The sequence below is a fragment of the Bilophila sp. 4_1_30 genome, from assembly GCF_000224655.1.
GTDB classification, from domain to species: Bacteria; Desulfobacterota; Desulfovibrionia; order Desulfovibrionales; family Desulfovibrionaceae; genus Bilophila; species Bilophila wadsworthia.
This window is the reverse complement of sequence record NZ_JH114233.1, coordinates 193,483-215,721: the sequence shown is the minus strand read 5'-3', so window position 1 is coordinate 215,721 and position 22,239 is coordinate 193,483. Positions and strand designations below refer to the sequence as shown.

At 57.3% G+C, this 22,239-nt stretch carries 15 protein-coding genes and 1 pseudogene; 9 read left to right on the top strand and 7 right to left on the bottom strand.

The window, feature by feature from the left end; genetic code table 11:
* A partial coding sequence (locus tag HMPREF0178_RS13015) for an L-lactate permease (RefSeq protein ID WP_009368509.1) occupies positions 1-1,530 on the bottom strand: 1,530 nt, incomplete at its 3' end.
* A gap of 330 nt (positions 1,531-1,860) precedes the next feature.
* Between HMPREF0178_RS13015 and HMPREF0178_RS13010 the strand changes: the two genes are divergently transcribed.
* The 4 genes from HMPREF0178_RS13010 (at position 1,861) to HMPREF0178_RS12995 (ending at position 8,237) form a co-directional block, all read left to right on the top strand.
* Complete coding sequence (locus HMPREF0178_RS13010) at positions 1,861-2,361, top strand: hypothetical protein (RefSeq protein WP_009368508.1); 501 nt, start codon at positions 1,861-1,863, stop codon at positions 2,359-2,361.
* A gap of 395 nt (positions 2,362-2,756) precedes the next feature.
* Positions 2,757-3,662: a LysR substrate-binding domain-containing protein gene (locus HMPREF0178_RS13005; protein WP_009368507.1), complete on the top strand. Its 906-nt coding sequence runs from the start codon at positions 2,757-2,759 to the stop codon at positions 3,660-3,662.
* 1,248 nt (positions 3,663-4,910) lie between these two features.
* A complete protein-coding gene (locus HMPREF0178_RS13000; protein ID WP_009368506.1) occupies positions 4,911-6,551 on the top strand; it encodes an L-lactate permease in 1,641 nt (546 codons plus the stop codon).
* Between the two features lie 912 nt (positions 6,552-7,463).
* Positions 7,464-8,237 (top strand): helix-turn-helix domain-containing protein, encoded by a 774-nt coding sequence (locus HMPREF0178_RS12995; protein ID WP_009368505.1) that lies wholly within the window; start codon positions 7,464-7,466, stop codon positions 8,235-8,237.
* 164 nt (positions 8,238-8,401) lie between these two features.
* Here HMPREF0178_RS12995 and HMPREF0178_RS12990 read toward each other — a convergent pair whose 3' ends face one another.
* Positions 8,402-8,611 (bottom strand): hypothetical protein, encoded by a 210-nt coding sequence (locus HMPREF0178_RS12990; protein ID WP_009368504.1) that lies wholly within the window; start codon positions 8,609-8,611, stop codon positions 8,402-8,404.
* A gap of 549 nt (positions 8,612-9,160) precedes the next feature.
* Between HMPREF0178_RS12990 and HMPREF0178_RS12985 the strand changes: the two genes are divergently transcribed.
* Positions 9,161-11,146: a SpoIIE family protein phosphatase gene (locus tag HMPREF0178_RS12985; RefSeq protein ID WP_009368503.1), complete on the top strand. Its 1,986-nt coding sequence runs from the start codon at positions 9,161-9,163 to the stop codon at positions 11,144-11,146.
* Positions 11,147-11,305: 159 nt separating this feature from the next.
* On the opposite strand, the gene HMPREF0178_RS12980 is transcribed toward HMPREF0178_RS12985, so the two are convergent.
* Complete coding sequence (locus HMPREF0178_RS12980; RefSeq protein WP_009368502.1) at positions 11,306-11,776, bottom strand: helix-turn-helix domain-containing protein; 471 nt, start codon at positions 11,774-11,776, stop codon at positions 11,306-11,308.
* A 302-nt stretch (positions 11,777-12,078) separates the two neighbouring features.
* Here HMPREF0178_RS12980 and HMPREF0178_RS12975 point away from each other — a divergent pair, with 302 nt between their 5' ends.
* Positions 12,079-12,333, top strand: a complete 255-nt coding sequence (locus HMPREF0178_RS12975; RefSeq protein WP_009368501.1) for a hypothetical protein — start codon at positions 12,079-12,081, stop codon at positions 12,331-12,333.
* 268 nt (positions 12,334-12,601) lie between these two features.
* Here the strand turns inward: HMPREF0178_RS12975 and creD are convergent, their stop codons facing one another.
* The 4 genes and pseudogenes from creD to HMPREF0178_RS12955 form a co-directional block, all read right to left on the bottom strand.
* A complete protein-coding gene (creD, locus tag HMPREF0178_RS12970; protein ID WP_009368500.1) occupies positions 12,602-14,263 on the bottom strand; it encodes a cell envelope integrity protein CreD in 1,662 nt (553 codons plus the stop codon).
* Positions 14,264-14,581: 318 nt separating this feature from the next.
* Positions 14,582-15,085, bottom strand: coding sequence for an anaerobic ribonucleoside-triphosphate reductase activating protein (nrdG, locus tag HMPREF0178_RS12965; protein WP_005024785.1), 504 nt, complete (start codon positions 15,083-15,085; stop codon positions 14,582-14,584).
* Between the two features lie 167 nt (positions 15,086-15,252).
* On the bottom strand, positions 15,253-15,420 hold the full coding sequence (gene nrdD / locus HMPREF0178_RS12960) for an anaerobic ribonucleoside-triphosphate reductase (protein WP_005024786.1): 168 nt from the start codon (positions 15,418-15,420) through the stop codon (positions 15,253-15,255).
* A gap of 336 nt (positions 15,421-15,756) precedes the next feature.
* Positions 15,757-18,023: pseudogene (locus HMPREF0178_RS12955) on the bottom strand (anaerobic ribonucleoside triphosphate reductase).
* A 1,291-nt stretch (positions 18,024-19,314) separates the two neighbouring features.
* Between HMPREF0178_RS12955 and HMPREF0178_RS12950 the strand changes: the two are divergent.
* From HMPREF0178_RS12950 to HMPREF0178_RS12940, 3 genes are all read left to right on the top strand, one after another.
* The gene (locus tag HMPREF0178_RS12950; RefSeq protein WP_005024788.1) at positions 19,315-19,587 is read left to right on the top strand and encodes a CD3324 family protein; all 273 of its coding nucleotides are present in this window, start codon (positions 19,315-19,317) and stop codon (positions 19,585-19,587) included.
* Positions 19,588-19,707: 120 nt separating this feature from the next.
* Positions 19,708-20,457: a cyclopropane-fatty-acyl-phospholipid synthase family protein gene (locus HMPREF0178_RS12945; RefSeq protein WP_009368496.1), complete on the top strand. Its 750-nt coding sequence runs from the start codon at positions 19,708-19,710 to the stop codon at positions 20,455-20,457.
* Positions 20,458-21,044: 587 nt separating this feature from the next.
* Positions 21,045-22,239 (top strand): VCBS domain-containing protein (locus HMPREF0178_RS12940; RefSeq protein ID WP_009368495.1); only part of this gene is annotated, 1,195 nt, incomplete at its 3' end.

Sequence of the window (22,239 nt, the reverse complement as noted above, 5' to 3'; positions counted from 1 at the left end):
TTCCTGACCGACCATGTTGGTCGCGGCGGTGGCGACGGACAGGGACTGCGGCGAGATCATCTTCGCGGTGACGCCGCCGGAAGCGTTGGCGGCCACGGCAAGCTCGGGGGACATGCCCACCGCCGTGGCGGTATCCTTCTGCATACCGCCGAACAGGGCGCACGAGGAGGTGTCCGACCCGGTCAGGAACACGCCGAGCCAGCCGAGCAGCGGCGAGAAGAACGGGAACAGGCTCCCCGTGTGCGTGAAGGCGAGGCCGAGCGTGGAACTCATGCCGGAATAGTTCATCAGGTAGGCGAGGCCAAGGATCATGGCGATGGTCACGATCGGGAAGGTCAGCTGCCGCAGCGTGCGCATGAAGCAGGCGATGGCCTTGCCGAAACCGTAGTTCGGCATCATGGGCACGGAGACGAGGCCGGAAAGCAGGATAGCCGTACCGCCGGCGGACAGCCAGTTGAACGCGAACGTCGCGCCGTAAACGGCGTCCTGCGCCACGATGGGCGCGGTCTTCATGACTTCCCCATGCAGGCCGGGCCAGCCGAAGCTGAGATTCGCGCCGGGAACGGCGTTCAGGATATTCTTGAACTGCGGCAGGCCCCAGAAGAACACGAATACCGCCAGCACGATATAGGGTCCCCACGCCCGGAGCACGACCGAAGCCGGATAGCCGGAACCGCTGAGGTTGGATTCAGGCTCACCCTCGAACCGGAACGTGCGCGAAGGCTTCCAGACCTTGAGCAGCAACACAAGGCCCACAATGGTGGCGATGGCCGAGCCGATGTCGGGCAGGGTCGGGCCGTGATAGTTGGCGAGCAGGAACTGCGCCCCGGCGAAGCACACGCCGCCCACGATGATGGCGGGCAGGACTTCGAGGCTGCGCTTGAAGCCGCACATGGTCACGCACACCCAGAGGGGCACGATGAGGGCGAGGATGGGAAGCTGACGGCCCGCGATGGCGCTCACGGTCATCTGATCAAGGCCGGACACGGAGGCCGCCACGATGAGCGGCACGCCGATGGCGCCGAAGGCGACCGGGGCTGTGTTGGCGATGAGCGCGATGCCCGCGCCCCACAGCGGGGTGAAGCCGAGCCCCACCAACATGGCGGCGGCAATGGCGACCGGCGTGCCGAAGCCCGCCGTTCCTTCGATGAAGCAGCTGAAGGCATAGGCGATGAACAGCGCCTGAAGCCTGCGGTCATCGGTGAGCCGGGCCAGCGAATCCTTGATGATCTCGAATTCACCCGACTCCACGGTCATGTTGTACACCCACACCGCCGTGATCACGATCCAGACGATGGGGAACAGCCCGAAGGCAGCGCCGTTGAGCGTGGAACTGATCGCCAACGAAACCGGCATATTCCACACGGCCACCGCGACGATCAACGCACCGATGAGGCCCGCCGCAGCCGCGACATGGCCCTTGGCCTTCCTGACGGCCAGCATGTAGAAGAGGATGATGAGCGGAATCGCCGCGAGGCACGCCGAAGCGACCACGCCGCCCACCGGCGCGTACTGTTGAACCCAAGGCATACGTTTCCCCCTGATAAGGCTTGCGGAGTGCGCCCCACATGCCTGACCGACGGCATTTTCCTGCAATGCCTAGCTGTTGCGGGGCGTATGGCTCCTGTTGACGTGTTGTTCTCTACGCCGAACGGAGGGGGATCGAGAAATGAATATTTTCTATCGGAATTATTCCAAAATGGAATAATTATTTTATCCTGCTTGATTACCACCCTTTTCATGGAGTAAACCGTTTTCGCATCCGCTTGCCCGCAAGGGTGAAAGGGGGCAAAAAACTATGAAAAGGCGTGGGTTAGTTTTCAGGCTCGCGCCCCGGATTATCCATGCGAGGAAGACGACGTGACCGACAACCGGGCCACAGGCTGGAAAATACCATTATTGTTTTGCGGGGTTATCCTCTCCATCGTCGCTGTGGCGGCGCTTTTCCGGGCACACGCTCCCGAACCGCCCGCCGTCCCCCAAGCGCTGCTCAACGAAGCCAAGGGTATCAGGATCGATCTGGAGTCCGACCCCGAAGGGCAATCATGGAAAGCCCGCATCGCCTCCGCCGCAAGCGGGTTTTCCACGCAGGCGGATAAGGACGGGCGGCTCGGGGAGATCGTCCTAACCACTGCTGAAAACAAACGGTTTGACGCTTCATGCACAGCAGCCGTGCTTATCCGGGACGACGGGCTTCGGGACGGGCTGATGCGGAAAATCGCAAACGCGGCGTCTGCCGACTGCGCATCGCTCCCGTGGGGCGTCTTCGCCATGCACGGAATGCGCGACCCGCAAGCACAAGCGGAAACCTCCGCCCTGCTCACGCAACGCTGGAAAGAATGCCATGAAGGAAGGGAATAGCTAGCATTCACGTCTCATAGGCGAGGCGGCACTGTCCGCCTTCCCGTCCGGCCCAAAAGAAAAAGGGCGGCAAGCCGCCCAAGGTAAAGGAATCCCTGAAAAGCAGGGAGCCCGATGTACTCAGACCCGGCTACAACCTTATGAAGGCTTCGCCGGATTTGTCTCGGTGCCGGACACGAAAACCATGTCGAACTGTCAGGCATGAAAAGGTTCCACATGCGTCCGCAGACGCAGGAAACCATTGCCGGACGCCGGGCCACAGGAACGGCGTGCAGCCAAATCCCGTAGAAAAACAGGAAATTGGAAATGCCGGAAGCTCATGGGTGTGGTATAGGCCAAAAGGTTTTCCCTGTGAAATGAAAAACGCTCATCAACACTATGCACGGAAAGAATAGATGCTGAATATCCGCACGTTACAAATACTGGTGGAAGTGGCCCGGCAGGGAGGTTTTTCCCGTGCAGCCCAGACTGTACACGCCGTGCAGCCCACGGTGAGCAAAGCCGTTCAGGCCGTGGAGGATCGCCTTGGCGTCCGCATCTTCGAGCGGGCCAACAACGGCGTCAGGCTGACCGTCGAGGGAGAAATCGTTTATCGCCGGGCCCTCAACATCCTTCAAGAATTCGAGGCGCTCGAAGCCGACGTCGCCGCCCTGCACAAGCTCGAAAAAGGCGTGCTCCGCATCGGTTTTCCCCCGGTCGCCAGCGGCATCCTGTTCGCGGATCTGCTTTCCAAATACCGACAGCTTTACCCCGGCATCAACATCTCGCTTCAGGAACAGGGCTGCGCCTCGCTGGAACCGATGGTGCTTTCGGGGGATCTCGATCTTGCCGTCACCCTCCTCCCCGTCCCGCCGAATTTTTCGTGGCTCCAGATTCGGGACGAACCGCTCATGGTCATCATGCCCCCGGATCATCCCCTCGCGGATCGCAAACGCCTCAAAATGGATGAACTGGCAGACAACGCCTTCATCGGCTTCGAGCAGGGTTTCCTGCTCAACGACCGCATCGAGGCCGTCTGCCGCCAGCGCGGGCTAAAGCTCAATGAGTGCCTGCGCAGCGGCCAGCTTGATTTCATCATGACCCTCGTGGCGACGGGCATCGGCGTCGCCCTCCTCCCCCGCCTCGAACTCGAACGGCGGGAACTCCCCAACATCCACATCGCCCTTCTCGACGAAGAGGAACTCCGTTGGCGCGCCGCCTTCGTCTGGAGACGCGGGGCCGTCCTGTCCTCCGCCGCGCAGGCATGGCTCAAGCTCCTCCCCGGCGGCGAGGAAGCGCTGGCAAGCGAAAGGCTCTCATGACGGCCTCCGGCGCAGAGGCCGATCCGGACGGGACACCGGAAGGTTCGGCATAGACGCCTTTCCAAAAGACGCCACCTTTTTCAGCTCAAAAACCGCCCCTCCGTCCCGGCGTAACCGGGAGCCTCAAAGCCCGTCTCTTCCGGAAAGCAACACGGATAAGCCGACAGCCTCTTCCTTTAAGAAAGCTGCGCCCGGAACAGGCAACACGTCATGACCGCCGCGAAGAACCTTCTCCGCCGGATGGGATATACGCTTCGCAAAGGAAACGCTCTGCAATGCGAGCGTCCTCTACTCCGTTGCCAACAAGGTTAAGGGGTTCTTCTTCCGCACGGGTGGAAAACCATTTTGGGGAAACCAATGAGGAAAAACACAAGGAACCTTTCATTCCTTTGCATGAGGGAACACTCTATGGGTCGGGAGCCCTCCAAAAAATATTCTTGCCCTCATCCCGGCAAGCAAGGCCACCATCTCCCGTGCACTTGAGGCGGAGAGGAATGCCTGCATGTCCGGCATATCCTGTTATCCGCAATAATGCCGCCCCATTCCCTTTCCATACAATACCCATTCCTTCCGTTCATGATACGGGCTGGCACGTTCGGGTTTATGAGGCATCCAGTACTGTAAAAAAGAAGGTGCCCCTCCGTCTCCGCGAACGTGCCCATGAGCTCTGGCGCACTGCCGCCAGCGGATACGAGTAATGGCAACTCATTAATTACGTTTATTTTTATAACACTCCACCGTCCGTCAGGCCGCTTCAGCGGCATTTGATCTTCTCCCCATCCCCAAGGCAAAGAAACCTGCTGGAAGTGGAAAAAACGGGAATCATCAAGAAAGGGATTCCACCATGCCCGGCAAAATTACACCCTCCCATTCCTTCCGATACCGGAAAAGCACGGGCTCACGAGAGCCTGCGCCCGTGCAACGCTTGGACAATCTGCATGATCGACCATCCCTTGCGTATATGTCCTCTTCTGCACAATTTACAATGTCGACATTAAGGAGTGAAAAGGATTATTCCATTTTGTCATGATGCGTTGAAAACAGACACTGCATCAAGAAAAACAAAAAATACATTTCATCACGCCGCAGATTGTTTATTCAATGAATAAAAATGCATTGACACAACCCTTATTTTTTCTCAATGAAAGTTTTCTATAGGTTTTATTCCGTACTGGCATCTGGGATGTGACGACTTTTGATATCACGGATGCATTTCTTGAACGTTTAGTGCAGCGGGGGATTGTTTGTATGGCGTGGACACAGGTCTATGATCCGGCGGGGAGCGTGGTACTCTCTGCACTTTCTGCGGCTATTCCTTTGATGGTACTTTTCTACATGCTGGCGATACGTCGCGCAAAAGGCCACGTGGCCGCCATTGTGGGCTTGGCCGTGGCGTTTGTGCTGGCCGTGGCTCTGTGGGGGATGCCTTTCGGCACTGCGGTGAGCTCCGTCGCCTACGGTATGGCGAACGGCTTGTTCCCCATCGTCTGGATCGTCATTACGGCGGTATGGGTGTACAATATGACCGTGGAGTCGGGCGAATTCGAGATCATCAAGGATTCGCTGGCCCGGCTCACCGATGACCGCAGGCTTCAGGCACTGTTCATCGCCTTCGCCTTCGGCGCCTTCCTTGAAGGTACCGCCGGTTTCGGCACCCCCGTAGCCATCACCGCAGCCATGCTCGCGGGCATCGGGTTCAACCCGCTGTACGCCGCCGGGCTGTGCCTCATAGCCAACACCGCCCCGGTCGCCTTCGGCGCCATCGGCGTCCCGGTCATCGTGGCCGGGCAGGTGTCCGGTTTTGATCCCAACCTCATCAGCGCCATCGTAGGCCGCCAGCTTCCCTTCCTGTCCGTGATCGTGCCGCTGTGGCTGTGCGTGACCATGTGCGGCTTCAAGCGCAGCATGGAAGTCCTGCCCGCCATCCTCGTGGCCGGCCTCTGCTTCGCCATTTCGCAGTTCGTGTTCTCGAACTATCACGGCCCGACTCTGCCGGACATCATGTCCGCCATCATCACCCTCGTCGGCCTCGTGATCCTGCTCCGCTTCTGGAAGCCCGCCACCATCTGGCGCTTCGAGGGCGAAAAGCCCACCGTGCTGACCGGCAAGGGCTACTCCTTCGGTGAAGTCATCCGCGCATGGATACCGTTCATCATCCTGGCAGTCATGGTGTTCTTCTGGGGCCTGCCGCAGTTCAAGGCGTTCCTCGACGGCATCAGCGGCAGCATCGCCACCAAGGGCTTCGCGTGGCCCATGCTTGACGGCATGGTCAGCCGCACCGTGCCCGTCGTGCCCGCCGAAACCCCCTATGCCGCATTCTTCAAATTCGGCTGGCTCTCCGCAGGCGGAACCGCCATCCTGCTGTCCGGCTTCTTCGCCGTGCCCTTCATGCCCAAGTACAGCTTCGGCAAGGCCGTGGCCTGCTTCTTCTCCACGATTTACCAGCTCCGTTTCCCCGTCCTGACCATCGCCACCATCCTCGGTTTGGCCTTCCTCATGAACTACTCCGGTATGAGCACGACCCTCGGCATCGGCTTCACCAAGACCGGCAGCCTGTTCCCGTTCTTCGCCCCGATCCTGGGTTGGCTCGGCGTGTTCCTGACCGGCTCCGACACCTCGTCGAACGCCCTCTTCTGCGGTATGCAGCGCTCCACCGCGCAGGCCGTGGGTATGCCCCCCGAACTCGCCGTAGCCGTGAACTCCTCCGGCGGCGTCACCGGCAAGATGATTTCGCCCCAGTCCATCAGCGTGGCCACCGCCGCCACCGGCATGATCGGGCAGGAAGGCAACCTCTTCCGCTTCGCCCTCGGGCACAGCATCGCCATGACCCTGTTCATCTGCGTGTTGACCTACCTCCAGGCCACCGTTTGGCAGTGGATGCTGCCGTAACCCCTTCCATGAAGTGAACAGCCGCTGAGGGACGCGTTCCGCGCCTTCCGGCAATCCCTTGAAACCCCGCGCTTCCGGCGCTGAAAACAAAGCCGGTTGATCTTCGGATCAACCGGCTTTTGCTCTGTATCCCTCAAAATCGGATACTTCTTTTACCACTATGAAAAAATGGTATCGGGCATTCGCGTCTCAATACACGTATTGAGACTTTACATGACATTTATTGCGATTTTTTACTCGATTTATGGCGGATTAATGTTTTTTTCCATCTTTGCGGGGCACGATCGAGATCGCGTGGTTTCACACTCTCGGCTGAAAACATCTCCCCGGGCACACAAACATGAACGCGGGAAAGCGGCCGTTGCTGATTTGCCAAACGCCTCTATGGAGTTCCACTGTGCCGTTGAAATAACCCTCTAGAAACACATGCTCCAAGAGGTTGGAGCTCTCAAAATATGAACGAAAAAAACACTGCCTCGCACATCGTTTTTTGCCTTTGCGAACGCTTCGCCCTTTGCCCCTTCCTTACTTGTTTTTGGCAATGCAGATGGAATAATCTTATTATTATCGCAAGATAGAAAAATATGATTTCGGAAAAAGAATAAACGTTAAAATAACGATTTTTCTCTACAGAAAATCACTTTGCAAAGACAAACGAGTAACTATCCGACGCTATGACGTTGTATATGTCTCTATAAAGAGAATAGTCCTCCTATATCGCTTTATAAAACAAAAACGAAAAAAGATGGTTTTTCTTTTCCGTCTATTATAAAACGAAAAGAATAATCTTTCTCCTCCATCGTTCCCTTCCGGAACGCGACCAGACTGGTAAAAAACGTATTTCTACGTTCATTCAAGCTGGTTATCTTATAATGGAGGAAATACATAGCGCATAGGGGAAGAGGTTGAGCCATGAGGTACTCGCCTGAAGAAATCTTCAAAAAGTTCATTAATTCTGTTTTGTCCGATGCGTCGTTGGACTTCTTCGTGAAGAGGGCGGCGGTATTCCTCTCTATGATGATGCCCGTTTCCTCCTTGTTCATTTTCCGATCCGTGGAAGGTTCCATTACAAAGCTGGCCGAATGCAACAAAACACCCGCCATCAATATCAACGACCACTTCGCCATTTCTCCGGAAAGCATGACCCGGTTGAGGACCGAAAAACACTTTTTCAGCGAAGGCGCCTGCAATCTAAAAATCTTTACCGGGCACGAAACCTGTGCGTACGCCGACGTGCACCGCTCTGTCTACAAGACGGACACATCGGCCGTGTACATTCCCTTGAAGTTTAACATGCTGAGGGAAACGAGCGTTACTATGGTTGTGATATCGATGGGTGTGGACAATTATACGCAAGAACATCTCGAGATCTGTTCCTGCATCCAGCCTGTCTTTATCGATAATTTCCTGAACATCCTTTCCGAAAATTCTTCCGACCGCGCTTTTGACCTCCCGTCCCCGAAGAGCAAGCAGGAGCCGAACAGCAAGCGGAACAAGGACAATGCGGAACCATTCCAGACATTTAACGAGGTCACCGTCAATTATATCATCAAGGCGCTCAACCGCACCAACGGCAAAATCTCCGGACAGGACGGCGCTGCCGAACTCCTCGGCCTCAATCCGAGTACCCTCTGGTCGAAGATCCGCAAATACCGCATCGACGTGAAAGGGCTTGAGCGCGAATAGCGATTTCTGACGTGCAAAATACCGCGAAGGCCCTCTCGGATACAGTCCGGGAGGGCCTTCGTTGTGTTGAGGGATGCAGGACGCTTGCCTGGGGGCCCTACTCTGTTGGCTCAAAAAAACTTCTTGGTCGGGCCGCGCAGCGATCCGCCGAAGCCTGCCGGGGCTCAGTCGTCCCCATCCCCGTCTCCATCGCCATCACCGTCATCCCCTTCCTGCCCGCAAAGCCCCTCGCCCGAGGAGAAAAGCGGAGCGTTCTTCCGTGCGTCCTCTTCCCTCTCCGCAAGTTCGTTTTCCGCCATCTGTTTGCGGAAAAAGAACCATCCTGCGACAAGGGCAATACACAGAAAACCGATCCAGTCGAGCCATGCGTCCACGCCATTCCTTCCTGCTGCGATGGCGGCGTTTCATTAATGCGCCGGGACAGGTCCTTCCGGGGCCGTCTCCCGGGAGGGCCGGACATCGGACTCCCGGTGTTCCTGCGTCTCTTTCAGAACGGGTTCCGGTGGTGCCACAGATTCCCCTGCTGCGCAACAGTTCTACCGATAAGGCCGAAATGTTCCTGAAAGACGGGAAGCGCCCGATTTCCTTGGCTCCGTTTTCCCCAACCATCCGGCAGTGAAAGGGAAGAGGAAGAAGAGCAAGACGGAAAAAACGGACACGGGATTCCAAAACGCCGGACAGGGAATCATCACTGTTTGACACTTGTGTGCAGGGACAATAGATTCCAATGTGTTCCGGAGCCCGTGTTTTTGGATGCGGTCTTTTCCATGCATCGGCGTGGAACGGAAAATGAATGGGGTTTCCTTTCCAGGTGCGCAACGCGTATTCCTTCCCGAAGAAAAGGATGTTAGACAAAGAACGCCGGATCGGGGCGACCCGGCGAGGCGGGCGCGCGCCCGTGGCAACCAGCCCTGAGACGAACGATGATCCTGTCCACAAAGAACAAATTGGTACTGCTCGTCGCCGGGTCGCTGATCCTGCTCGCTGTCGGAGTGGGCCTGTTCTCCATGTATAGCGTGAAAAGAACCATGCTGGAGGAGCAGCGCCGGAGCAGTGTGAATACCGTTGCCCTTGCGACATTCAACGTGATGGATCGCTACCAGATCCTGTTCCGCAGCAAAGCGGATCAGGCCGTCGCGCTCCAGCATAACCTCAGCTGGCTGGCGAAACTCATCACCACGCTGGTGCATGATCCATCTGAGCGCTTTAAGATCATGCAAAATTTCCCCTTGCCCGAGGGGATCAGCCTCATGGCGATCGACCCAAGCGGCGAGATCAAACTCGTGCGCGGCGATCTGAAGAAAGACGACAACCCCTACCTCCTCCGCGACATCAAAGACCGGCCCGTGGGCCCCACCATGCGAGCCCTCGCGGAAAAAGGCCTCCCCGCAACCTGTTTCGTCCAGTGGGACGCCGGAGACAAAAAGCAGCGGCTGTACGGAACGCACCTGTACCTTCCCGGAGAGGGAGGGCTGCTCGTGGGCCTGTGGGCCAACATCGACAAGCTCGACGAGCACCAGCAGCGGCTCAAGGAAGACAGCATCCGGGAACTCCAAAACGAATTCGGAAAACAACGGATAGGGCCTTCAGGTTTTCTGTTCGTCACGGACTCCAAAGGTATCCCGGTAATCGGGCCGGAAGGCATGAACACCACCCTCTCCGGCATCAATCCCAAAACAGGCAACACTCTTATCGCCGATATCCGCAATGCTTCGAAAACACCGGAAAATCCCGTTGAAACATCGATCAGGTCCTTGATCAAGCGCGCGCCGTCCCGTGACGCCCTGCTTTTCGTGCGCCATGTCAAGCCGTTCGATTGGTATGTCACAGGCGTCGTTTACACCGACGAAGCCAGCGCGCCCGGCAAACAGCTTTCGTTTCTGCTCATCGCGGCCATCCTCGCCGCTACGCTGTTCATCCTGCCCGTGGCGCTTCTTATGGTCACGCGGCTGACCTCACCGCTGGCGAAACTCGGAGATTACGCCCGCAAGCTCCCTGAACAGGATTTCATGGAGGACGCGCGTCCAACGCCTCTGCTCGCCGCCCTCGCCGACGGCAAACACGGCGGAGAAATCGCCAGCCTCGCCAATTCACTGATGTTCATGGATAAAACCCTCCGGTCACGGGTCCGTGAGCTTATGGAGGCCACGTCCAGCCGCGAACGCCTCGAAGGTGAGCTCAGCGCCGCCACCGAAATCCAAATGGGGTTCCTGCCCAAGCCCCTGCCCCCGGACGTGGCCGCCGGGCGGTTCTCACTGGCGGCGAGCCTCGTCCCGGCCCGGGAAGTGGGCGGCGACTTGTACGACTTCTTCATGCTCGACGACAGGCACCTGTGCTTCATTATCGGGGACGTGTCCGACAAGGGCGTGCCCGCCTCATTGTTCATGAGCATGACCTTGACCCTTATCCGATCTCGGGCGGGTTCCCACCCCTCGCCGGAGCACCTCATGGCCGAGGTCAACGAAAACCTCGCCCGCGACAACGCCAAGTGCATGTTCGTCACACTGTTTATCGGCGTGCTCGATCTTGATACCGGAGAACTGCTCTACGCCAACGGCGGGCACAATCCCCCGCTTCGGCTCGGCGACGACGGCGTGGCATGGCTCAAAGGCATCAGCGGGCCTGTGGTCGGCGCGATGGAAGGCATGAACTATACCTTGCTTCGCACCGTGGTCCGGCCTGGCGAAACCCTCTTCCTCTACACCGACGGGGTGAACGAGGCCATGAACGCGGAAGGCGACGTCTATTCCAACGAAGCGATGTTCCGTGCCCTCGCCTCCTCACCATCACGGGAACCGGCCAGTGTGCTCAGGCATATGCTTGACGATGTGTCCGTCCATGTCAACGGCAACACTGCCTCGGACGACATGACCATCCTGTGTGTCCGTTATTTCGGAGGAAAGCGCTGACATCCCTCACCGTGGATAAGCGTACTACGCCCGTCGTGGAGGAGATCAAACTGGCCCGCACGATAAGCTTGTTCATAAGGTAAAGGGATGCCCACCTTAACAGAGCTAATCAATGGGGGACGGAGAAAAAGGGACGCTACGGGCGTCCCTTTTTCTTTGTTATTTTTTCCAGAACTTCCACCAAGGGCATAGTGGCAAGGCCCCTCTGTTCCTGTGCAAGGAATGCCCGGACAATATCTCTTGAATGCACCCCAATTCCAAAATCAGCCTGTTGACGGCGTGCTGCATGTCCCGCACGGAAGGAGGTGGATCTTCGTTCACGAGGGTACACAACTCTTCAAATGCATTCGCCGCGCGCACCATCTCCTCCTCTATTTCCTCCCGCGAAAAGTTTTCTCTGCCTTGGAGACGAGCCTCCAGCCAACGCATCAAAATGTCGTTACCCAAAGCCAAGCACAATCGCGGGATCATTTCCAAGCTCGGCATGTACGTATCGTTTATATTGAAGTAACGCTTGGTGACTGAATGTGACACGCCAAGGCGCTCCGCTATCTCATCTCTGGTCAGGCCGCTTTCTTCCTTGGCGAGGCGAAGTGCGGCCTTGCCCGTCATCATCCCCAAATCCGTCATGCTGTTTTCCTCCCAACAGGTGAATGAAGTGGATGCCCTCTTTCACGAGGATCAATCAGGTCCATTCTTTTTTATACATTGGGAGTATTCTCTTTTGCACATCGTATTAGAGCTTGTATCGTTAATATCTTTTTATATGTGTTGGTTATCAACTCTATACTAGCTATCGCAAACGATGTTTCCATGATTATAGATTTTTAAATATATGTCAGGATATCTTCTCTTCAAAAGAAAGATACCATGACAAGAAAACGGTATGACAATAGGATAAACAACTCTCCATGCTCTTTATAGGAGGAACTATGGGTATCCCACAAAAAAGCCTCGTGATCGGCGCTTGCGAAATCGCCTGCCACTACCCGGAGCTCTCACTCAACGACGCGGCAGGAGATGCGCTCCAACTCGCTGAAAAGATCCGGCTTTGCGGCATTGAGGAAAACCAAAAGAAAGAGACTGTCTTTATCGCAGCTTGCCGTTTTGTCAGTGCAGATAAAGATCTCACACCTCAAAAAGCGATAGAAAAGGCTTTACGGCTATGGGATATCATTGAAGCATGACGGAAAAGCAATATTGGAAAACGGTAAACCGATGGGAATGTGCTCTCTCATGGGGTTAGGCCGTGGCACAAGATGAAATCGGAGCCCTCCCCACAAAAAAGGAGCCAAAACCCAAAAACATCCCTCCCGACATGAGTCGAGAGGGATGTTCCGGACATAGAGCGAGGTCCAGGGATAGTCACCACAGAGTGTTGAGGCCGGGCATCTTCTTTCAATGCATCATTGTTTCAAACGATCTGCATACCGCCCTTAGCTCATTCATACCATATCACTTGTTCCCCCTCGCAAGGTTGCGGGAAACCACCATGAGGGCGGCAAGCATGACGAGCAGCAGGGCCGTGCCCATGAGCAGGGCATAATCCTCCATCTGCAGGATCGTGTACAGCAACGAGTACAGGGCCACGAGCAATACGCCTATCCCCATACCTTCCTTATAATTACGCAGGGCGAAACCGACATAGCACGACACCATCAGTACAATGCATCCCGATGCCGAAAGGTAGGATGTCAGAAAGGCCAGATGCTCGGACAACGACAGCAGGACCAGATAGAACACCACCATCGACAGCCCCACGATGCCGTACTGTACCGGATGCAGCCGCGCCCCAAGACCCATTTCAAATACAATGAACGCAAGGAAAGTCAGGCCGATGAACAGCACGCCGTACTTCACCGAGCGTTCCACCAGCTTATAGTGCGTACCGGCTTGGTACAGATCCACGCCGACGGCAAACTCCGTGAAATGCCTCGGCCACGTGTGCAGCGTGCCAAGATTCGGATACGAGCGCGCCAATGACGGCACGCTCCACACCGCGGAGAAGCCCGTGTCCGAAGTTTCATAAGAGGCCGGAAGCACCTGCCCTTGAAAACTCGGATGCGGCCACGGCGAACGCACCTTGATCTCCGTGGTTTCGCCCGCCGTCGCAAACCGGATGCCGCCGCTGCCGCTCAAGGCCAGCCGCTGCGAAAAGTCAAATGTCCCTTGCCCCGCGTTCAGGGCAATGGGAACACGGAAGCCGGACGGAAGGTTCTCGAACGGCTGCGTACCCGGCTCGGCGCTGTACGGGACACCGGCCCAGACGAACGGGCTCGCCTCGCGGAGCGCACTCGGGTGGCTCAGGCCCGTGACCACGAAAGACCGGGCATAATCCACATCAACCAGCGCGGGGACGATGCGGGTCAGCGCTTCCCTGGACGGCAATGTGAACTGCCCGGAAATACCGATCTCGGACGTATACACCAACGCCCGGTATATCCCCCTACGGCGGGATTCTGGATCAAGCGTGGCGTCAAAAGACAGACGCGACGGCAGGATGACGAAATAGCTCGCCTCCAGCCTTGTTTCGCGTACCAGCCTGTCCTCGCCCCCCTCGACGGGCACGACGCGTTCCCGCTCCACACGCTCCGTATACGGGACCAGCAGATACGGGCCGGAAAGCTGCTGCAGCCCGCCCCATGTCCGGCTGATGTCCTCCACCACTTCACGGTACAGCGACGAGCGTTCCCCTACGAGGCTTTCCACCATCAAGAGCGGAATCAGGAGCAACAGTGCGATGCCCGCTACGACGGCGTAACGAAACATCATCGAATCCTTCAATTGATCCTGCAACACGGCCTTGTCCGTATTGTTCGGCGTCTCCACAACATCCTCCACGGGCAACTGAGGTTCTCGGGCCTTTTCTGAAGGAGCCCCCTGCTCTCCAGACGTTTCGAGCGCAAACGTATCTTCGGCGGTCAGGGATTCTGTCCGGACCACCCCTTTCTCCACAGCCCCCGGAGGAGGCAACGGCTCCGCCGCAGTAACCGGGGTCTGTCCGGAAACCCGGCGCGTCCGGCGCATGATCCATCTGACTATGGCCACGAAACCGATGCACAACGGGATCAAAATCAACACGAGTACAAGCAGGCCGATCAACATCACTTCGAACATACTTTATTTCCTGTCAATGCGACTCAACAGTTCCACCAACGGGGAACACCGGAGGTTCCCTCCCCGCCAATGTCCACTCAACAGGCACGCACAGCAAGCCTTGCCTTCTTTCTCCGACCATAAGATGTGCCTGTTCCATCCTCTTTATTTTCTACCGCGTCACCCATACCAATGGAGCAGCCCTTCTCCGCACCCGGATTACCGCATAAACGGTATATCCGTACAGACACCAATTACGCCAGCAAGAATCCCCGTGCGAACCCCGAAGGGCTTTCCAAACATAAAAAAAGCCCTCCCGAAATCTCAGGAGGGCTTTGCTCAATCCATAGCAGGGTGGAGCACCACGCGGCCTTCCGCCAATGAGCGGGGCACGTCGATGATACGTTGGTTGCGCGACCCTCGGAACCGGATGATCAAGGACTTCTCCTCCAGTATGAAGGGGCCGTCCACAAGGATATCCAGCTGGCGCAGCAACGGCATATGCCGGCTGTCCGCAAGCAGCTCCTCATACAAATACCCGGTATAGCTCGTCAGATTGTACCCCGCAGCGCGCAGGCGCTCTGCCAGCGGCGCAAGCTTTCCGCTCTGTACGAACGGTTCCCCGCCGCTGAACGTTACCCCGCGCACGATGGGGTTTTTCCGTACGTCCGCAAACACCCAGTCGGGTGAAACCATGCGCCCGCCGTCGAAAGGATGAGTCGTCGGGTTATGGCAGCCCTTGCAATGGTGCGGGCAGCCCTGCGTAAACAGGACGTAGCGCAAGCCCGGCCCATCTACGATGGACTCCTCGACAATGCCGGATATGCGTATTTCGTCGCTCATACCAAAACCTCTGACTTCGCCAAGACGAGGGAGCATTGCGGAAGGGAGGGAAAAGCTTTTCTAAAGAAAGGGGGGGAGCACCCCCACGCTTTTCCCTCCCTTCCCAAAGGCTTCTGCGCTTATTGGATCCCTGTTCACAGCTTTTTCAGCTTCAAAACGAAAGAACCCTAGTTACCGCAGCAGCCGATCTTGCAATGCTTCACGCGATCTTCGACTTCGGCGCGTTTGGCGTTGTTGAAACGATCCACGGTACCGACGAGGTATCCGGTAATGCGACGGATACGTTCAAACTTCACGCCTTCGCCAACCAAAACTTTCTTGCTTTCAGTGTTCATCGAACCATTCTCCAATACTTGGTTTAACAATAATGGGTATATCGGAAAATGCGGGCATCCGCACTTTGCTTGCTCATCAGCGCGACATTGACGCGCCTCTTCAATGCATTCCCAGTTCAACCGCTCCAGCTGGGCTGTCCCCGAGCTATACGAATTGATCCAAGGCGTTCCTCTTAGCGAACGGGGATGGAAAAACTCACCCGCTCCAACAGCCGGAACGAACCCCCTCCGCGCGGCCTCCCCACCAGTCAAAAGTCTTAGGAAGGGAAAGGGAGGGGTTTGGGGAGGGGAAGCCCTTCTTTCAGAAGGGTTCCCCTTCCCCTCCCCAATATTCATCTAAATCACCATATTGGGCATCTTGTCCTCGGCTTCGAGGCGTTCCTCTTCGGAACGCACGTCGCGGATGTAGCCCTTGATCTTGCGCAATACTTCGATATCGACGCCTTCGCCGTCGTGACGCCCGCAGCGGGGACACACGTCGCCGATGATGCCCGTGTAGCCGCACAGGGGATCACGGTCCACGGGATGGTTGATGGACCCGTAGCCGACGCCCATGTCCTTCATGGCCCGGATGAGATCCTCGAACGCCTCAAGGTTGTTCACCGGATCGCCGTCCACTTCCACATAGGTGATGTGCCCGCCGTTGGTCATCGCATGATACGGCGCTTCAAGACGGATCTTGTTGTAGGCGCTGATGCTGTAATAGACCGGGATGTGGAACGAATTGGTGTAGTAGTCCTTATCCGTAATACCTTCGATGGAGCCGAAACGCTTGCGGTCGAGACGTACGAACTTGCCGGAAAGCCCTTCGGCGGGGGTTGCGATCACCGAGAAGTTGAGCTTCGTCTCGGCGGCCTTCTTGTCCGCCTTCTCGCGGATGAAGCCTACAATCTTGAGGCCAAGCTCCTGCGCTTCCTCGGACTCGCCGTGATGCTTGCCGATCAGCGCCTTGAGGCACTCCGCAAGGCCGATGAACCCCACGGTCAGCGTGCCGTGCTTGAGCACTTCGCGCACTTCGTCGTCCGGGCCGAGCCGTTCCGAATCGATCCAGATGCCCTGCCCCATCAGGAAGGGATAATTCTTGCACTTCTTGCACGACTGGATTTCGAGGCGCTCAAGAAGCTGCTCGAAGACCAGATCCACCATCTTGTCCAGCTCGGCGAAGAAGGCATCGACGTTGTGATCCGCAAGGATGCCGAGGCGGGGCAGGTTGATGGACGTAAAGCTCAGGTTACCGCGCCCGTTGACGATTTCACGGCTCGGATCGTTCATGTTGGCCATAACGCGCGTGCGGCAGCCCATGTAGGCGATTTCCGTCTCGGGATGGCCGGGCTTGTAGTAGGCCAAGTTGAACGGCGCGTCGATGAAGGAAAAGTTCGGGAACAGGCGCTTGGCGGACACGCGGCAGGCAAGCTTGAACAAATCATAGTTGGGCTCGCCTTCCCGGAAGTTGACGCCTTCCTTCACCTTGAAGATATGGATGGGGAAGATGGGCGTCTCGCCGTTGCCGAGGCCCGCTTCGGTGGCCAGCAGCACGTTGCGGATGACCATGCGGCCTTCGGGGAGGTGTCGGTCCCGTAGTTGATGGAGCTGAAGGGGATCTGCGCGCCAGCGCGGGAATGCATGGTGTTGAGGTTGTGCACCAGCGCTTCCATCGCCTGATACGTGGCCTTCTCGGTGTACTCAAGGGCCTTTTTGACGGCGAAGTCGATGTTCAGGGCGGGGGCGTACTTAGTGAGGATCTCCCGGACGAAGGCGAGGCCCTTTTCATCGAGGATGGATTCGTTTTCCTCAATGTAGGCGCGCAGCTCGGCCTTTACATCATCCTTGCTCTCCATATTGTAGAGATCAAGGATCAGGCACAGTTCCTTGATGAAGGTCTTGGCGACGCCGGGAGCGAGGCCGTATTCGAAATTCGGGATGCTCTGCCCGCCGTGCTGGTCGTTCTGATTGGCTTGAATGGCAATGCAGGCAAGGGCGCTGTAGCTGCGGATATCGTTGGGTTCGCGCAGGAAGCCGTGGCCCGTGCCGAAGCCGCCCTTGAACAGCGTCTTGATGTCGATCTGGCAGCAGGTGGTGGTCAGGCTCAGGAAATCAAGGTCGTGGATATGGATGTCGCCGTTCTTGTGCGCGAGGCTGTGCTTCGGGTTGAGGATGTACATCTCGTAGAACTGCTTGGAACTTTCGCTGCCGTAGCGCAGCATCATGCCCATAGCGGTATCGCCGTCGATGTTGGCGTTCTCGCGCTTGAGATCGTTGTCCTTGGCGTCCTTGAAGGTGAGGTCGCGGATGGTGGTCATGAGCCGGGTGTTCATTTCCCGGATCTTGGTCCGCTGGTGGCGGTACAGGATGTACGCCTTGGCGGTGCGGGCATGGCCGCTCTTGATAAGGGTTTTTTCTACCAGATCCTGCACCTGTTCCACATCGGGGACGGCGTCCTCGAACTGCTCATTGAGGCGCTCCAGCACTTCGGCGGCTATCTTGAGCGAAAGGACATAATCCTTCCCCCCCTGACTGCTGGCGGCGCGGAAGATTGCCTGAGCGATCTTGTTCACGTCAAAAGGAACAATGCGTGCGTCACGTTTCCTGATAGAACTAACCATTCGTCATCTCACTCGCTTTAATCAAGAAAAAAAGGCTGTTTGCAGTTCGCAACAATATGTACTTGTTACTGAAAGGAAACAGATTCATACATCCAGCATAGCCTATCCGGCGACTCGGGGCTAGTGTCTAACACTCTTTTCCGACAAGTTCTTTTTCGAACCACCCACCGTCCGATTGCCCGCCATCGGGACGCAAAAAAGGACGCCTTAGAGCAACGAGGCCCGTCGCTCTTTCGTTAAACCGGGGAGGCCCACTATCAAAACTTTCTGAATATCCGAGGGTTGATATGCTCACCCCGATATCGGGGGCATACGGCAGCGAACCCTCGCTTGTCCGGGGGGATGTCTCTCTGCGTGAAGAAGGTGTAAACGCAAACCGGAAGAGGATCAACACCCCTTTACATGCCCAAGCGAAAGCTCTCTCCTCAAAAGCCCCGGGAAACAAGGCTTCCGTCGGGATGAAAAATTTTTCAGCTTTTTTTATACTCCGGCGAGTCATATCAAGGCCATTCTGTCAACCGCCAATTTGCAGCTAGTTACGCATAACTTTTTTTAAGTATTGAATTATTTTTTTCTAGAAATATCAAAAAATCCTGCCTCGCCGCCCCTTTCTTCAGCGTATACGGGCCTCCTTTAAAAAGTAACAATTCCTAATTATAGAAAAACCTCCACCCGGGGAAACCCTGCCGAAAGCGTCTGGAGGCGGTAACGCCCACTCCAAAAGCCTCCCGGCACCCCGCACGGAGGATCGGGTTTTCCGCCTAACCGAAGCGACTTCCTCAACCACCACAGCCAAGCCGTGTTGACGGGTGGCGGGTAGCCCGGTACAAAACCAAAAGGCACCTTCAAAATGACCGCCGGTCAGCCCATCCCTCCCCAGTCCGGCACAGCGCTGTTTGTCTCGCCTTGCCGGTCCTCCGGTGTTTCCGTTCCAAGAGAACCACGGTCATTATGACGGAAACGGAGGCATCCTCACCCTGCCCCCGGTCCCCGCTCCGTCAGAAAAGGCGGAGGCGCTGCGGATCAGGTCCGTCCGCAGCGGGAGCCGTGCCCTGACATACGGAAACCATGAGGTGCATTCCTTGTTCCAACATCCGCCGCAACCGACGGCGGCAAACCTACCGCGCATGCCGTGCGCTCTTTTCAGGATACGTTGTATGACAAACGGATTTACGAAAGCAGAGGATACTGCTCGCCCGTAGCAAAGGCTGCTGCGCGACGAGCTGAAGATTGAAGCAGGCGGCCTTTGCTCATCCTCACATGAAAATTCATGCAAGGAGTGGGCAAGGTAGTGAGCTATACCAACGCCGACCGGATACTTCCCCGCGAACTGCTGGACGCGATCCAGCAATATGCGGACGGGGTGTATCTCTATATTCCGCGCAAGGCGGAACGGAAACGGGCTTGGGGCGAGGCTACGGACTCCCGCAGGGAGCGGCTCGCCCGGAACAGGGAGCTGTACGAGAAACATCTCGGCGGCGCTCCCGTGCACAAACTGGCGGAAGAATATTACCTCTCCGCCAAGACCATCTATAAAATCCTTGCCTCCATGCGGCAGGCATGACGGACAGCGCCACAGGCCCACGCTTGCGGCGCTTTTTCGTTTGAGAAGCAAGAAGGAGAACCACAAAAGCGCCCGTTTCCGATATAAGGCAGGGATACCTTTTTGCACAGGAGTTTCCACATGCATCCAACCTCAACAGCATCCAACCCGTTGTTCGACCGCGACTTCCTTCTCGCCACCATGATGGGCCCCAATTGCGTCAGGTTCGCCGAAGAACTGACCGCAAACATCCCCCTTTCTCCCAATATGCGCGTGCTCGACCTGGGGTGCGGCATGGGGCTGAGCTCGATATACCTCGCACGGACATTCGGCGTGCGGGTCTTTGCCGCGGACCTGTGGATAAACCCTTCGGACAACTTTGCCCGGTTCCGGGACTTCGGGCTTGAAGACGCCATCATCCCCCTCCGGGCCGAAGGACATGCCCTGCCCTTTGCCGAAGGTTACTTCGACGCCGTGATCTGTATCGATGCCTACCACTCTTTCGGCTGTGCTCCGGAGTACCTCGACGCTCACATCGTTCCTCTCGTCAAGCCGGGCGGCTTTATCGCCGCCGCCATCCCGGGCCTCCGGCAGGAATTCACGGGGGACATCCCCGACGAGCTCCGTCCTTATTGGCAGGAAGATATCAATTTCCACTCCGCCGGATGGTGGGCCGAACTCTGGAAGCAGTCCGCCCGCGCCGCCGTACGGGACGCCTTCTCCCTCCGCAGCCACAAAGCCGCATGGGAGGACTGGCTCCAGTGCGACAACCCCTATGCACAGCGCGATGCCGGCATGATGGAAAAGGCCGGCTGGCGCTACTTCGACTCCATCGGCATCATCGCTACCGTGTCCCCGGCAGCCTGTTCGGAACCGTACCTTCTATTATAAGGTAGAGGTCTCCCTTGAAAGCCTGTCACCCGTGCGGCGGAACGGCCTCACCCTTGGCAGCCCCACCTTGGAAATACCGTTCGCCGAGCCTCCATACCTCCGATAGGCATTCGTCCGTTTCCGGCACCAACCCGGACGGATGTATACCCGCCATCCAGCATCAGCCCAAACCTTTTGCCGGAGCCTCACACCTCCGGCAAAAGGACATCCCCGGCGAGCCCGGAACACAGCAGAAAGCAGCGGCTTCGGGCGAGACACTCTCTTCCGAAATAAAAAAGCCCTAAAAACCTGCATGGATTCCATCCGGAAAAGATACATGGATTCAAAGGCGGCGGTCCCGATGATACCCACCCGCCGGGACGCCAAATAGAAACAAGTCTCATTGACACCCGATGCACGACTGTTTATAGATAAGAAAAACTTTCGGCATCCCGCCCCGTTGGGGATGCCCATCATTCTTGAGAAACGCGCCTTCGCGCACCTCTCCCAGCCCGACATCATCAGGACTGCCCCATCGTAGATAAGGCCCTGCACATTACGTGCAGAGGCCTCTTTTGTTTTCCCTCCTACCGTTAAGGAGTCCTGATATGGCGGACATCATTCTCAATAAGCCGGAAGCAGGCACTCAGGCCGTCTTCGAAGCGGCCCGGGACAGCCGAATCGACCTCAACTTCCCTACTGATCAGGCAACGCTGGAACGTTCCGGCAATGACCTTATTTTCCGTTTCGACGACGGCAGCACCGTTGTCCTGCGTGATTTCTATACGGCCTATACCAAGGACTCCATGCCCGACTTCGTGATCGAAGGCACTCCGATCGCGGGCGAGCAATTCTTCACGGCCCTGAACGAACCAGACCTCATGCCCGCAGCCGGTCCGGCGGCAAACGCCGCCAGCGCGGACGGCGGACGCTTCCGCGAATATGCCGACGACGCCCTCATCAACGGTGTAAACCGCCTTGACGGGCTCGACCTGAGCAGCAACCGCGCCTTCTTCCCCGAGCGCGACCCGTGGGGCGGCCTGCGCGGCGACGATACCCCCAACTACGCGCCGACCCTCAGCGTCAGCGGCTCGCTCGGCGTCATCGAATCCGGCGTGTTCCCCGGCGGCAATGAACTCTACGAGGGCATCCCCTCCATGTCCGGCAGGGCCACCGGCACCGACGCCAACGGCGATACGCTTTCCTTCGGCTTCATCGGCGCGAACGGGGCGCAGGTGACCAGCATCGTCACCCCCTATGGCGTGATGGCAATGGCCCCCGACGGGACCTACACCTATACCATCGACAACGCTAATCCCGATACCAACGGCCTCGCTCTTGGCGAAACCCGTACCGAAACCTTCATCGTCTATGTGAGCGACGGACGCGGCGGCCTCGCCACGCAGGAAATCACCGTCACCATCACCGGTACCAACGACCGGCCCGAACTCTCCATCGCCAACGCCGCGCAGGGCATCCACGAAGACACAGCCTCCGTGGGCGGTACATTCGCCGTGCAGGACCCGGACAGCGACAGCGGGCAGAACCAGACGTTCCACATCGAAGGCGGCAGCAACACGCCCGCCGCCGACGGCACCAGCCCTTCCGACGGTTCCCACTCCGCCACAGGCAGCACGGACGCCACGTTCACCACGGACTACGGCACGCTGACCCTTGATCCCGCCACCGGGCAGTGGACCTATGCGCTCAACAACGCCAGCGACAAGGTCCAGCAGCTCAATGCCGGGGAAACCAAGGTCGAAACCTTTGAAGTGACCGTTACCGACGAACACGGCGCGACCT